The sequence below is a fragment of the Pediococcus sp. genome (assembly GCF_003533255.1).
Classification (GTDB): Bacteria; Bacillota; Bacilli; order Lactobacillales; family Lactobacillaceae; genus Pediococcus; species Pediococcus parvulus.
Genome location: NZ_DOEM01000006.1, coordinates 43,520 through 56,414, shown reverse-complemented (window position 1 = coordinate 56,414; position 12,895 = coordinate 43,520). Strand labels below are relative to the sequence as shown.

10 protein-coding genes and 1 pseudogene are annotated in these 12,895 nt (G+C 38.5%); 2 read left to right on the top strand and 9 right to left on the bottom strand.

What is annotated here, in order from left to right:
• Positions 1-185: 185 nt before the first annotated feature.
• The 9 genes and pseudogenes from DD627_RS01990 to DD627_RS01950 all read right to left on the bottom strand — a co-directional run bounded on the left by DD627_RS01990 (position 186) and on the right by DD627_RS01950 (position 10,587).
• Complete coding sequence (locus DD627_RS01990; protein WP_260274960.1) at positions 186-1,274, bottom strand: ABC transporter ATP-binding protein; 1,089 nt, start codon at positions 1,272-1,274, stop codon at positions 186-188.
• Positions 1,275-1,294: 20 nt separating this feature from the next.
• Entirely contained in the window at positions 1,295-2,110 is an 816-nt protein-coding gene (locus tag DD627_RS01985; protein ID WP_057805384.1) for an ABC transporter permease, read from the bottom strand.
• Positions 2,111-2,247: 137 nt separating this feature from the next.
• Positions 2,248-4,269 (bottom strand): NAD-dependent DNA ligase LigA, encoded by a 2,022-nt coding sequence (ligA, locus tag DD627_RS01980; protein WP_260274959.1) that lies wholly within the window; start codon positions 4,267-4,269, stop codon positions 2,248-2,250.
• A gap of 21 nt (positions 4,270-4,290) precedes the next feature.
• On the bottom strand, positions 4,291-5,049 hold the full coding sequence (locus DD627_RS01975; RefSeq protein ID WP_260274958.1) for an exodeoxyribonuclease III: 759 nt from the start codon (positions 5,047-5,049) through the stop codon (positions 4,291-4,293).
• Positions 5,050-5,200: 151 nt separating this feature from the next.
• A complete protein-coding gene (locus DD627_RS01970) occupies positions 5,201-6,943 on the bottom strand; it encodes a thiamine pyrophosphate-dependent enzyme (RefSeq protein ID WP_260274957.1) in 1,743 nt (580 codons plus the stop codon).
• Positions 6,944-7,196: 253 nt separating this feature from the next.
• A complete protein-coding gene (locus DD627_RS01965; RefSeq protein WP_057783288.1) occupies positions 7,197-7,631 on the bottom strand; it encodes a universal stress protein in 435 nt (144 codons plus the stop codon).
• A 12-nt stretch (positions 7,632-7,643) separates the two neighbouring features.
• Positions 7,644-9,012: pseudogene (locus DD627_RS01960) on the bottom strand (Nramp family divalent metal transporter).
• A gap of 168 nt (positions 9,013-9,180) precedes the next feature.
• Entirely contained in the window at positions 9,181-9,873 is a 693-nt protein-coding gene (locus DD627_RS01955) for a VIT1/CCC1 transporter family protein (RefSeq protein WP_057783291.1), read from the bottom strand.
• A gap of 15 nt (positions 9,874-9,888) precedes the next feature.
• Positions 9,889-10,587 carry a VIT1/CCC1 transporter family protein gene (locus DD627_RS01950; RefSeq protein ID WP_260274956.1) on the bottom strand — a complete coding sequence of 233 codons (699 nt, stop codon included), beginning with the start codon at positions 10,585-10,587 and terminating at the stop codon, positions 9,889-9,891.
• Between the two features lie 188 nt (positions 10,588-10,775).
• Here DD627_RS01950 and DD627_RS01945 point away from each other — a divergent pair, with 188 nt between their 5' ends.
• Both DD627_RS01945 and DD627_RS01940 read left to right on the top strand, forming a co-directional pair.
• On the top strand, positions 10,776-11,840 hold the full coding sequence (locus DD627_RS01945; RefSeq protein WP_260274955.1) for an Mbeg1-like protein: 1,065 nt from the start codon (positions 10,776-10,778) through the stop codon (positions 11,838-11,840).
• A gap of 31 nt (positions 11,841-11,871) precedes the next feature.
• On the top strand, positions 11,872-12,468 hold the full coding sequence (locus tag DD627_RS01940; RefSeq protein WP_068805614.1) for a sugar O-acetyltransferase: 597 nt from the start codon (positions 11,872-11,874) through the stop codon (positions 12,466-12,468).
• The last annotated feature ends 427 nt before the right edge of the window (positions 12,469-12,895 follow it).

Below are 12,895 nucleotides of genomic sequence, written 5' to 3'. Positions count from 1 at the left end.
CACATAATTATTTAAACACTCAAACGATTCCACATTTTTAAAAATCTAATATTTTTACAAGCTTATGTTTAAACTCTATAGAATAATAAAAAATTGCTTAAAGTAAACTCATTATTAATTTTGTACACAAAGAAAAAGGAAAAAACCAAATATTTGGATAATTTCCATTCTTTTGTTTAACTTTTTTATTTAAATTGCTGTCCAGTTCCAGTCGTTTTTGGATAAACTGGATGCAAAAGTACTGTAGGATCTGTGATACTCTTTGTAACCGAATGTCCAGAAACTGACACAAAAGCAAAGAAAACCATCACTATTAAAGCTGCCAGTATAATCCATTTACTTGCCGTAGTCATTTTGCTAGGAAGAACTTCACCATAAAAAAGTTTATGTGTAGCCTTTTGAGCTTCATGTTCTTCTAGTCCTTCTGTTTGGCCTACTTCCTTAGCAACTTTTTGTTCATAACCCTTAATATCAAAATTTAACTGTAGCTGCTTCTTGGCTTTTTGATAATTTGAACGTTCTACCTTTGTCTTTTTCTTAAAGTCAGCCGAGAATTGTCGATACGCATTCACTACTTCTTCTGTGTTTCCGATCATACGTAAATCACCAAAATGAATCCATGCCGTGCGGTCACAAAGCATCTCAACCTGCTTTAGAGAATGACTTACAAAAAGAATTGTTTTACCTTCCGTTTTAAATTCATTAATCTTATCCAAACATTTTTGATAGAAGGTATCATCACCAACTGACAAAGCTTCATCAATGATTAAAATATCAGGATTAATATGCACCGCAATAGCAAATCCAAGTCGTGAACGCATACCAGACGAATAGTCCTTTACGGGTTGATCAATAAAATCGCCAATATCCGCAAATTCGATGATATCATCGCGAACAGCGTCAATTTCTTCAAATGTTAACCCTTGCATAAGGCCTTTTAGTCTGATGTTTTCTAGTCCTGTAAGGCTTCTCTTTAATCCTGCACTGATGGCTACAATTGAGGTGTCACCACGAACATCTACAAATCCGGTTGTTTGTGGAATAATTCCAGAAATAATATTAGACATAGTAGACTTTCCAGAACCATTAACCCCAATAATTCCAACTGACTCACCTTTATGAATCGTTAAACTAATGCCTTTAAGTGACCAAAAATGAGGAACATCACTATTTTTTGATAGATTAAAGAAAGATTTTAATTTTTCATTCTTCGTTCTATAAAGATCATATTCTTTAGTCACATTTTTTAATTTGATCTTGTACTCTTCAGCCATAATTACATATTCTCCATTTTCTAAATCAAATCAACGAAATTAGCACGGAATTTATTATGCAAGAAAGTGCCAACTATCATCACAATGAAAACAAACATCCAAAAAACAATAGTAATCGTTAGATTAGGCTCTTGCCAAACCCATCCCTTATTTAGAAGCGATTCACGCATTCCATTAATCACATAGTAAAATGGATTTAATTCCAAGATTCGAATTAAAATAACTGGGAAATTAGATGTTGCAAAATTAAACAGTACACCACTCATATAAAACAGCATTCTTAGAATAGACTGTAAAGTAATTTGCCAATCTCGAATCAGCACCGTTACCGTAGAGTTAAAAATTCCGAGTGCATATAATAATGCCATCATACAAATGAAATAATAAATAAACTGAATCCATGAAATTGTTGGAAAAATATGATTAACTAACATCAAAAAGACAGAGAATCCTAACATTGTCCAAAAACTTGTTAAATTTCCCACAATTTTTATAGATGGCAAAATACTAACTGGGAACTTCATTTTAGAAGCCAAGCCAACCTCTTGATAAACACTTTTTGATGCGTCAAGAACACTTCTATTCATAAATAGCCATGGTGTAATTCCAACCACCATCCAAGGCAAATACGGCACACCAGGCATCGGATCGCCACGTTTTAACGCAACGCCAAACACCAAATAGTAAATTCCAATCTGGATGAGAGGGTTTAAAACTTCCCAAGCTAGTCCCAAATAATGACTTTGGTACGTAGCCCTGTCACCAAACTTTGCCATTCTCCGAATAATTTTAAAGTTTTGAAATTGTTCAGAGATTATCTGATACATTGTATGCATTTCCTTAACCTCTCGTATTTAGACATTTGATAATTCACATTTTGATAGTATAGTCGATTAAATTTGTTACGTCAATGAAAGCTTGATAGATAAACGATATTCCTTATATCTGATTAGATTTCATATAAATCCATAAGTTAAAAGTGTGCTTCCATTTCCGCTTCGCTCATCACTTCAACACCCAACGTTTGTGCCTTTGCCAACTTACTTCCAGCATCAGTTCCGACAATCAGTAAATCGGTCTTTTTAGAAACCGAGCCAGTAACATCGGCCCCTAGATCTTCAAGTTTTTCTTTTAACTCATTGCGAGTATATTTCTCCAGTTTTCCTGTTAAGACAACCTTTTTACCATTAAAGTAATTATCTTGCACCTGGGTTGTCGTTGGTCCGTCATAAGTCATATTGACACCTGCTGAAACTAACTCTTCAATCGTCTCTTGGGCGGCTTCGCTTTGAAAGAAAGTCACGATATTAGCTGCTAAAATGTCGCCAACTGCATCAATGGCGGTTAACTCTTCTTCACTAGCCTTTGTCAATTTGTCCATTGTCAAAAAGTTTTCAGCTAAAATACGCGCCATTTTAGTTCCCACACCAGGAATTCCGATACCATTCACCAGCCGCTCCAAAGAGTTTTGTCGGCTGTTATTAATGGAATCCAATAACCCATTAATTCTTTTCTCTTTAAAATTGTCCAGCTTTGCTAAGTCATCAGGATCTAAGGAATACAAATCCGAAAAACTACGGACTAGTTTATGGTCAAAGAAAACTTGAATTAAACGGGGACCCAATCCGTTAATATTCATGGCATTCCGCGAACCAAAATGCTCTAGACGAGCCACCATTTGTGCAGGACAATCTGGATTAATACAACGCAAAGCGACCTCTCCATTTAAATGAACCAGTTCGCGATCACATGACGGACAATTGGTTGGGATCTGTAATTCTTTACTATCAGCCGCTCGTTTATCCAGAATAACTTCCGTAATTTCTGGAATAATATCACCAGCCTTATGTAATTTGACGGTATCCCCTAGCCGTACACCCTTTGCCGCGATTTGATCCACATTATTAAGTGTAGCTCGGGCAACGGTTGAACCTGCTAGTTGAACGGGATCCATAATAGCAGTTGGAGTCACCACACCCGTTCGACCAACTGTCCATTCAATTTCACGAATAACCGTTAACGCCTCTTCTGGTGGGAACTTATAGGCAATCTCCCAGCGTGGCACCTTCACAGTATGGCCCAGTTGTCCCTGCAAGTCTAAATCGTTAACTTTAAGCACAATACCATCAATTCCATAAGCTAACTGATCTCGTTGTGCTTGGTACTCATCAATATATTGCCAAACTTCATCTAAGTTATGACAAACACGTTGCGTAGGATTCGTATTAAATCCTAATTCCTCCAGCATTTCAATGGCTTCATGTTGGGTAGCAACCTGCAGATCATCGAACGTACTAATCGTGTAAATGAACGTATCTAGTTTGCGTGCTCTTGTCACTCGTGTATCAAGCTGGCGCAAACTTCCCGCAGCTGCATTCCGCGGATTGGCAAAAACTGCTTCACCACGTTCTTCTTGTTGTTTATTTAGATCGGCAAAAGCCTGTTTTGGCATATAGCATTCACCACGAACTTCAATCGACACAGGTTTGGTTAAAGTTTGTGGGATTGAGGAAATGGTCTGTAAATTTTTAGTGATGTCTTCACCAATATTTCCATCACCACGTGTAGAGCCTCGCACTAGTTTGCCATCTTCATAAACTAAAGAAATTGCCAAACCATCAATTTTTAACTCAACATTATAATCAACCGCGTAGCCCACATTTTTTTGGATTCGATCATCAAACTCTACTAACTCTTCTTTTGAAAACACATCCCCCATTGATAACATTGGGATTTCATGACGCACTTTAGTAAACCCACTAAGCACCTCACCACCGACTCGTTGTGTAATTGAGTCTGGGGTCACAATTGAAGGAAATGCTGATTCCAATTCTTGGAGGTCACGATACTTCGCATCATAAACACTATCTTCCACTTCAGGATTATCCTTTGTGTAGTAGTCTTTTCCCCATTGATTTAACGTTTTTCTTAATTTCTGAGCAGTGTCACTTGCTTCTTGTTCAGAATATTTTGAAATTGGTTTTGGTAACGCCATTTTAATTCCTCCATATTAAAGCTATTTCAAATCGATATCGAGTTCGACGGGACAATGGTCCGAGCCAAAAATTTCATTATGAATTTTAGCATCCTGTAATTTGTCCTGTAAACTGTTGGAAGCCACGAAGTAATCAATTCGCCAGCCGGCATTATGATCACGGGCGTGGAATCGATAACTCCACCAAGAATAGATGCCTTCTTTATCCGGATAAAAATAACGGAAGGTATCTGTAAACCCACTTGCCAACAACTCTGTGAATTTACCTCGTTCTTCATCCGTAAACCCAGCATTGTGATGATTTGTCTTATCATTTTTAATATCAATTGGTTCATGTGCGACATTCAAATCACCACAAAAAATAACCGGTTTGGTTTTGGCTAATTCATCAACATAATGGCGAAAATCATCATCCCACGTCATGCGATAATCCAACCGTTTTAGTTTAGCTTGTGAATTGGGCGTGTAACTTGTCATCATATAAAAGTTTTCAAACTCTAAAGTAATTAACCGACCTTCATGATCATGAATATCTACACCCATGCCGTACTTTACACTGAGCGGTTTAATTTTTGTAAAAATTGCTGTTCCTGAATAGCCCTTACGATCCGCATAGTTCCAGTACTGATAATAGCCAGGCAAATCCAAATCCAATTGACCCGCTTGCATTTTGGTTTCTTGTATACAAAAAATATCAGCATCTAAAGTATTAAACGACGCCACAAAATCATGAGTAACTGCAGCTCTAATGCCATTTACGTTCCAAGAAATTAATTTCATAATTTTAATTACCTCTTTACTGAATAAGTCTCCATGGTAAGAATTATACCATTCAAAAACCTGCTTCTAAAATTAATCCATCGAGCTTTACCATAATTAAAAATCCCGCGATAAATTTCATTCGCGGGATTTCATTTAATTACCTAATTTTTTACATATTTTTCAAAATTTCAGACAATGCTGGTTGTCCAAACACATTGTAAGTCTTCTTATAATTATTGATTGTTTCTTGATCAAACTGTTCAGGATCCATTGGAATAAATGATGTATCAATTGGATCCACATTCTTAATCTTAGCATCGACAACGATTGGTTTCGTATTGCCTGCCTTTTGCAATTCATCAATCTTATCAAATGCCGCGTCTAACGACTTTTGGTCAGTTACTGTGAAACCAATTGCGCCCATGTCTTCAGCAACACCTGCCCAGTTTGCACCCAGTAAATCGATTCCATATGGTGCTTGCTTTGCAGCAATTTTTTCGTGTTGAATAAACCCAAACACTTTGTTTTCAAGAATAACGTTCACAACTGGAAGTTGGTATTTAACTTCTGTCAACAAATCCTGCATAACCATTGCATAGCCGCCATCACCAGAGATCGTAACTACTTGTCGGTCCGGAAAACTTAACTTACCAGCTATTCCAGATGGTAATCCATAACCCATTGTGGCAAACCAAGAAGACAAGGTAAACTTCTGATTTTTGTTAAGTGGCAATTGACGGATTGCCCACTCAGTATTATTACCGACATCGGCACCAAAAACAGTGTCATCTTTCGCATGAGCCTTGACTGTTTTCATTACAGCTTCTGCAGGTAAACCTTCTGAATCATCGCTGGCTAACGCATCTAGCCACTTATCCCAGTTTTGTTTATCTAATCGTGCCGCTTTTAAGAACTTAGTTGGTTCAATTGTGACATCACGTTTTAATAACTCTTGCAAAAAGTCTTTCCCATCCCCAAGAATCGCTAAATCAACGTCACGTTGTTTACCAATATCAGCCGCGTTATTGTTGACCTGAATGATTTTGACACCTTCTGGTAAAAAGCGTAAGAATGGATAATTGGTCCCAACAGAAAGCACTAAATCAGCCATTTGTGAAACTTCAAAACCAGGTTTGGTTCCTAAACGTCCACGAGATCCCATGAAATTAGGATGATCAGTTGGCATTACCCCAGTCGCAGGCACGGTTGAAAGCACAGGCAAACTAAATTTCTCAGATACAGCCACTAATTCTTTTTTGGCACCCTTCAGCCCGACACCAGCCCAGATGATAGGATGCTTTGCGTTTTGAATAGCTTTAACAACGCGATCAATCGTTTTTTTATCAAACTTGGTGTGCATTTGTTCCTTATAAATAGGAGCTGTTTTGAACTCAGTAAACTCAATTTCTTGTCCAGATAAATCATCAGGAATAATCACAACCGCAGGACCTTTATTCGCATATGCAGCCCGAATGGCTTGATCGACCACGTAAGGGATTTGGTGTGCACTTACCACTTGTTCATGGAACACAGCAACATCAACAAACATCGGGTCCTGATTCATTTCTTGAAAGAAGGACGTGTTCATAACTCCTGTTGCAGATTGACCAACGATTGCTAAAACGGGCGCATGATCCATTTTAGCATCATATAAACCATTGAATAAGTGAGTGGCACCAGGCCCGGCTGAACCAAAACTGACGCCGATTTTTCCAGTTAATTTGGCATCGGCAGAGGCTGCTAAGGAACCAACTTCTTCATGTCGTACTTGAATGTATTTGATTTTGTCCTTTTCTTGATATAAACCATCCACAGTATTATTAATAGAATCGGCAGTAATCCCATAAATGTGATCTACTTGCCAACTTTCTAAAACCTTTGCTAACGCTTGTCCTGCTTTCATTTTTGCCATCTTTAAGTTCTCCTTTAAGTTAAATACTAGAATTACTGCGCTTACTTTTTGTAAGTAGTTGAACTCATTGTACAGACTATTCAACAAAGAAGCAAGAACTTTTTATGAACAACTGTTAAAAAAAGGCCGAATAAAAAATATTTTTTTACGGTCTCTTTATGCTTCCCGAATATTATTTTTAAAACGAGAAAAAAAGGGCAGATCCTTCCGCTCAGAATCTAGCCACTTTTCCCGCTCTAATTTTCCTACCATATTAACGAACGACCAACACGGATATTGGCGCATATTTTGCCATGTATGCTGCTTGACTACCAAAATGCTTTTCAATCCCAGATTTAGCTTGAGCGCCAATTACCAATAAATCAGGCTGCACATCCTTGATGACTTCATCAACAATCACTTTCCCTGGATTACCTTGTGCCACGACTGTTGAAACGTCTTTCACGCCAAATTGTTCTGCCACCTGCTGATATTTAGCGATATGCTGCATAAGTCGTTTATGTTTTTCATTTACATAATCTTTGCTGAGTGCTTGATACACATTCATATCATCATTTTCTGAAACAGTGACAATGACTAAACTAGCGCCATCATTTTTTGCACGATTCATCGCATATCGAAACGCTAATTGAGCATCCTGTGAATCGTCTACACCAACCAAGATCTTTTTAAACTCTTTCGGATTCATAAGATTCCTCCTCTATAGTGCCGTTAATGACTGCCAAACAATTTGTAAGTTTAAAATAGTGAGAACAATTGTGCACAGCCATGCTAAAACTGTAACCCACATTTTATTCACAAACCGATTACCCATAATTTTCTTTGACGAAGTAAACAGGGTCAATGGAATCATTGAAATTGGCAATGCAACTGACAAGAAAACTTGTGAATTGACTAAGAGACTATCCAACGCACTTTCCTTACCCCCATATGCAATGGTGCAAATCAAAACAGGAATAACCGAAATCAATCGCGTAATTAACCGACGTGCCCACAATGGCATCTTCATATGGATAAACCCTTCCATAACGATTTGACCAGTTAACGTCCCGGTAATCGTTGAGTTTTGACCAGAAGCTAACAATGCCACCGCAAACAGTATACTTAAGATTGGACTAGCAACCGCGCCTGCCAACTAATTATCTTGAAGGGCATCAAATAGTGAAGTGAAGGTTCCTAACCCTTCACCATGCCCAAAGAATAAAGCTGCCCCAAGCACTAATAACAAACAATTAATCACGAACGCACCAGTTAATTGAATATTTGAATCCCAAGTAGAAAATTTCACTGCTTCAGCCACTGCATCTTCATCATTATGATCAATCTTGCGTGTTTGCGAAATTGATGAATGTAAGTATAAATTATGAGGCATCACCGTGGCACCCACAATTCCTAGTGCCATGGTTAACTCTCCTGGATGTAAAATTTGAGGTTTTGGCACAAATCCGGCAAACATGGACGCCCAGTTTGGATTAGAAACGCCAACTTCATAGGCAAATACAGCCAAAATAACAACAATAAGCGTCACAACGATCGCTTCAATTTTTCGAAAACCTAACTTTGTTAATAACAATAAGAGCAAAACATCGAATACAGTTAAAGTGACCCCTAAAACTAGTGGAATTCTAAAAAGAAGCTCCAACGCAATGGCTCCACCAATTACCTCCGCAATATCTGTCGCACAAATTGCAGCCTCTGTTGTAAGCCATAAAATAATTCCTAAAACTTTGCCCGTATGTGCTCGCGTCGCTTGTGCCAGATCCATCTGTGTCACAATTCCCAGTTTAGACGCCATATATTGTAATAACATGGCGATTAAACTCGAAAGCAAGATCACAGACATCAAGTAGGTAACCGAACTGGGCACCACCACCAATGGAAGTTACCCAATTACCTGGATCCATATAACCAACCGCAACTAATGCACCTGGTCCCGAGAAAGCCATCAACTTTTTGAAAAAGCCACCTTCTTTTGGTACTGGCACCGTGCTATTGATCTCTTCAAGACTTGGTCCGTTTGCGTAGTACAATAACCCATGCTTTTTTCCATTCCCCATATCTTCTAACATATCAACGATCTCCTCCTTTTTTCAACTCCATTATAGTTTAAAACCAAGTAAAGTAAACTCCATTTTTTGGTATTCCTAAAATAAAATACCCGTAATATAACAAAAAAGTGTTTGTAATCAAACTGCAAACACTTACCTAATAGGATTTTCACTAATTTATTTAATTGTTTAAAAAAGTTTTCCCACGTAATAGTGAATAAACATTGTAATGATTCCTACCACAATGTTTCGAATGACCGCTTTTTTTGGAATGCCATTGCCAAGCCGTGCGCTTAAATAGCCGGTCAAAGTCACAGCGAAAAGAACAGCAATAATCGTGGCTAATAACTGATACCCGGCTGGTGCAAAGGTCATCGCCACAAGTGGAAAAATACCACCTGATGACGCAGAAAACAATGAAGACACGGCCGCTTGCCAAGGATTCAGGTAATTATCTAAGTTCATGCCGTATTTAATATTGACAATTGTCGCAAGTGCCCGATCTTTTTGGTTCAGTAATTCATCTGCTATGGCCTGAGCCGTTTCTTGATGAACACCTTTTTCTTCGTAAAAGCGCACAACTCGTTCTTTTTCATCCTCAAATTGAGTAGTTAATAATAATCTTTCTTGACCCACAACTGATTTTTCAGTATCACGCTGAGAACTAACTGAGGCGTATTCACCAGCTGACATGGAAAACGCACAGGCTAACAGATCCGACAATCCCGCAATAAAGATTGTGAAAGAGTTGGTCGTTGCGGCTGCTACACTAAACAAAACCCCCACAACGGTTAAAATACCATCGTTTGCACCTAACACACCGGCTCGCAAAGTGTTTAACCAATTATCCATATTTTTGTGATTACTTAATTTTTTTTGCATTATTTGTCTCTCCCATCATGCAAATAAACTACCAATGAGATAGGTCACTAGCATTGTAATGAGTCCCGAAATCACGTTTCGAACGACCCCTTTATACCGAATTGCTTTACCAAGCACAGCAGCCAGATATCCAGTTATGGCCAGCGCAATGGCAACTGCACAAATAGTTAATGGAATTTTATAAGTGGGCGATATAAACGTTATCGCTAAGAGAGGTAATAAAGATCCGGTTGGAAAAGAAATCATAGATGCTATCGCAGCAAAGTAAGGATTGGTGTAATCATGCACATTAATGCCATATTTTTCACGAACAACGGTAGTCAAACTTCCTTGATCCATCATTTCACTCGTGGCCTTTTGAGCGAGTTTATCAGAAATTCCAGAATTCAAAAATTTTTGTTTCACTGTTGCAAACTCTTTGTCGTAGTCGTTTTTTAAGGCCAATTTTTCTAATTGAACGGTATGCTGCTGAGCGTCTTTTTGCGTATTCACAGAAACATATTCGCCCATCGCCATCGAAACAGTTCCGGCAATCATCCCGGCAATTCCGGAAATAAAAATTGAAAAACTATTGGTCGTCGCTCCAGCCACACCAATGACGATTCCGGCAACCGACAAGATACCATCGTTGGCGCCCATCACACTAGCCCGCATGACACTAATTTTTTGAGCTAGTGATGGCGAAAACTTACGTCGTTTTTGATTTATCACCATATTAAAACTTCCTCTCGTTTAGAATGGTTCTAACAAATCACTTTTATCATACTAGTTCTTTTTTATCATACTAGTTCTTTTTTATCATACTAGTTCTTTTTAAATTTGCAAATTGACTCGCTGGCGTTTCAATGGTATTTTCTAATCAAGATACCAATCGGAAATCGTTGTTTGGGGAGAAATTGAAAATGCCTGATCTGTTGAACTATTTAGATAACTATAATCGTCCCATCACTGCTGATTTAAATGTGGCTGATCAGATAATTCTGACCCGGTTACCATTTTTGCCACTTCAAGATATTGTGGCAGGTAATTTGGACGATGAAATTGCCTTGCCCCAAGCACTAAAGCAATTAGAAACTCAGTTGGCCAATACTTCAGAACATTTGTTGCTTCCCAATGACCGGATTCTCATTCAAAAGTTACAAACTTCTTTTCGTTATGAAAAAGTCAGCCTGTCGAATTTTAAAATCCAATCACCAGAAAACTTAGACAATCAGTGTGCTGCCATTACCGTGCGTGTGGCTCCCCATACCAAAATTATTGTTTTCCGTGGCGCCGATGGCACTACTTTAGGCTGGCAGTCAGATCTTCAAGTTCTCTACGAACCAAATGGTGAACGATGGCAAAGTTTTGCACGGAACTATTTAGAAAAAACTATGCATGCAAATTCTGATAATTTTCAAATCATTGGATACTCCAAAGGTGGTAGTATGGCTATTTACGTAGCTAGTCAAATTGATGCGAAAAATCGAATTAAACAAGTAATCAATTTTGATGGCCCAAAAGTTACTTCAACAGATGATCTTCCCGAAACTTTCAAGACCCGTTTTCAAACTTATCTGCCTCAATTACCGTTTTTCGGAATTGGATCTGCGTTTACAAACGCGCCCAAAATAGTCACAAGTATGGCAACAGGAATCTGGCAGCATGACCTTTACAGTTGGCACTTACACGATGCTGATCCAGTCATTTTGGGTCAATCACAGACAACTGATGATTTTTTAAATCACCAATTATGCCCCTGGATTCACAAGCAGACCCGCGCTAATGCCCAGCAATTTATCAACACATTTTGGGAAATTTTAGATGACACACAGGCAGTTTCAGTAAATGATCTGTTAAAGCACTGGCAACAAGTTACCAAAGCGTACCGAAAGCAAAGCAGTACTTGGGATCCAGTCGCCCAACAAATGGGTAAAAACACCTTGCAATCGGCATTTCAAATCATCGTTTCTTTTACCCCCTTTTAACAAATCGACGCAAACGTGGTAGGCTAGTACTATGAAAACTGAAAGAGAAAAAATGACCGCTGGCGAATCTTACCAGGAGTTTGATGCGGAATTGATTGCAAGACGCAAGCTAATTCGCCAACAACTTCAAGAGATTAACCAGATTACTGATAACGATAATCGTAACCAGCGTTTCCAAAGTTTGCTTGCCCAGACCGGTGACCACTTTTTTGTTGAAAGTGAGTTTAAATTCGATTATGGATTTAACATTCATATTGGCGATCACTTTTATGGGAACTACGACATCACGATGTTAGACACGTGTCCCATCACAATTGGGGAACACTGCTACTTTGGTCCTAACGTTGGTTTATACACTCCAGTTCACCCGTTAGACGCTAAAAGGCGTAATGCGGATGTTGAAATGGGCGCACCCATCACCATTGGAGACAGTGTTTGGATGGGTGGCCGCGTGACTGTCTTACCCGGTGTCACTATCGGTAATCGGGTTGTCGTTGGTGCTGGTTCAGTTGTGACCAAGTCATTTCCTGATGATGTGGTCATTGTTGGCAATCCAGCTCGCATCATTCATCATTTAGATAGTAATGGGGATGTGATTAAGAACAAAGGTGACCAAAAGGGGGCTTAGTTTCTGCCCTAATAGGTTAAAAAGAAGCCACCTTTTTTGGCACATTTAATTCAATCAATGAAAAGCGAGCGAATTCATTAATATTTGTATAAGCCCAAAACACTGTGCAAATATCCTTAATGGATAATTTGACGGTGTTTTTTTGTTTTTATTTTTGAAAACTTGCTTGTTCAGTTTCAGGAGTTTTCAGAACACCGTTTTAACCTCGTTTTTATTTTCACTTGTTTTTCAATGATTTTAGTTAATTCAATTTTTTTATTACTTTTCTTGCTGTTTTAGGACAGTTTCAAGAGGCAGTTCAAAAAATATAAACACACCTAGTGCGGGCCCTTATCCCACTGTTGGCGCGCTTATATCTCTTGAACTTAACGCCTCTTGGCACTCACTTTTTCTTAGGACAGTTTCTGGAGGCAGCCTTGAATATGTA

Excerpts from the sequence above, each read along its gene's own strand:
- DD627_RS01950 (WP_260274956.1), bottom strand. The coding sequence starts at position 10,587 with ATGGTGATAAATCAAAAACGACGTAAGTTTTCGCCATCACTAGCTCAA.
- DD627_RS01940 (WP_068805614.1), top strand. The coding sequence starts at position 11,872 with ATGAAAACTGAAAGAGAAAAAATGACCGCTGGCGAATCTTACCAGGAG.
- DD627_RS01990 (WP_260274960.1), bottom strand. The coding sequence starts at position 1,274 with ATGGCTGAAGAGTACAAGATCAAATTAAAAAATGTGACTAAAGAATAT.
- DD627_RS01965 (WP_057783288.1), bottom strand. The coding sequence starts at position 7,631 with ATGAATCCGAAAGAGTTTAAAAAGATCTTGGTTGGTGTAGACGATTCA.
- DD627_RS01945 (WP_260274955.1), top strand. The coding sequence starts at position 10,776 with ATGCCTGATCTGTTGAACTATTTAGATAACTATAATCGTCCCATCACT.
- DD627_RS01975 (WP_260274958.1), bottom strand. The coding sequence starts at position 5,049 with ATGAAATTAATTTCTTGGAACGTAAATGGCATTAGAGCTGCAGTTACT.
- DD627_RS01970 (WP_260274957.1), bottom strand. The coding sequence starts at position 6,943 with ATGGCAAAAATGAAAGCAGGACAAGCGTTAGCAAAGGTTTTAGAAAGT.
- DD627_RS01985 (WP_057805384.1), bottom strand. The coding sequence starts at position 2,110 with ATGCATACAATGTATCAGATAATCTCTGAACAATTTCAAAACTTTAAA.
- ligA (WP_260274959.1), bottom strand. The coding sequence starts at position 4,269 with ATGGCGTTACCAAAACCAATTTCAAAATATTCTGAACAAGAAGCAAGT.
- DD627_RS01955 (WP_057783291.1), bottom strand. The coding sequence starts at position 9,873 with ATGCAAAAAAAATTAAGTAATCACAAAAATATGGATAATTGGTTAAAC.